A 1,338-nucleotide genomic window follows, 5' to 3' on the forward strand; every position below is an offset into this window, starting at 1 on the left:
GGGTCTGTCAAGAATTTTGTGTAAACTCTCTTGAGCCCTAGCGCAAATGGTGCCCTATCCGATCTGGAAAGAAGACGGATAGCTGAAGGAGGATTTGCCCCCAGTTCTGCACTCTGCCTGTCCATTTCCGTAGTACGTCCATGGTGGCCAAGTAAAGCATCTTGAGCAGAGCCTCGTCTGTCGGAAAAATGCTCTTGCCTTTGGTCACCTTTCGAAGCTGCCGGTGGTAGCTTTCAATCATGTTGGTCGTGTAAATGAGCTTGCGGATCTCCGGCGGATATTTGAAGAAGGTGGACAGTTCATCCCAATTATTGCGCCAGGAACGGACGATTAGCGGGTATTTACTGCCCCAAACTTCTTCGAATCGATCGAGTTCCACAAGGGCGGCTTCTTCCGTTACCGCCTTGTAAATCGGCTTCAGATCCGCCGTCACTTTCTTTAAGTCCTTGTAGGAGACGTATCGTGTGGAGTTGCGGATTTGATGGATGATGCACTTCTGAATTTCCGTCTTCGGGTAGCAGGCGGCAATGGCCTGTGAGAAGCCGTTCAGGTTGTCGACGCAGGTGATGAGGATGTCCTGAACGCCCCGGTTTTTCAGGTCGTTCAAGACGCTAAGCCAGAACTTCGACGATTCGTTTTCGCCGATCCACATGCCTAGAACGTCCTTATTGCCGTCCAGATCAATGCCGATGACCATGTAGGCCGCCTTGTTGACAATTGCCCCGTCCTGCTTCACCTTGTAGTGAATGGCATCCAGAAACACGACGGCGTAAACGCTCTGCAGCGGGCGGTTTTGCCAATCCTTGATGAGGGGCACGATTTTATTGGTGACATTGGAAATCATCGTCGGTGAAACTTCAATGCCGTACAGATGATTCAAGTGATCCTGGATGTCCCGGGTGCTTACGCCTTTGGCGTACATGGCGATAATTTGGTCCTCGATGCCGGTGACATTGGACTGATGCTTCTTGACAATGACGGGTTCGAACTCGCTGTTACGGTCACGAGGCACCTGGATCTCGATTTCACCATACTCGCTTGTAACGGTTTTCTTGCTCTTGCCATTACGGCTATTCGTTGTCGTCTTGTTCTTGATATCGTGCTTCTCATAGCCGAGTTCAGTGTCGAGTTCCGCTTCCAGCATGGACTGCAGCGTCTCTGCAAACAGTTCTTTCAGCGCCGATTGCACGTCTTCCATGGTCTTCAGGTTATTTTCTTTGACAAACGCCTTGACTAGTTCCTTGCTGAATCGAGCCATTTGACTCATCCTCTCAAACCGACCTTTCTCTTAGTTTAATGTATTGGTTTGAGAGTTTACACAAAAGATTTTATAGACTC

Annotated in this window: 1 protein-coding gene; it reads right to left on the bottom strand. The window is 49.6% G+C overall.

What is annotated here, in order from left to right:
- Positions 1–37: 37 nt before the first annotated feature.
- Positions 38–1,258 (bottom strand): IS256 family transposase, encoded by a 1,221-nt coding sequence (locus tag F560_RS0122070; protein ID WP_019007874.1) that lies wholly within the window; start codon positions 1,256–1,258, stop codon positions 38–40.
- Positions 1,259–1,338: the final 80 nt, after the last annotated feature.

It is taken from the genome of Cohnella laeviribosi DSM 21336 (assembly GCF_000378425.1).
In the GTDB taxonomy this organism is placed as follows: domain Bacteria; phylum Bacillota; class Bacilli; order Paenibacillales; family Paenibacillaceae; genus Cohnella; species Cohnella laeviribosi.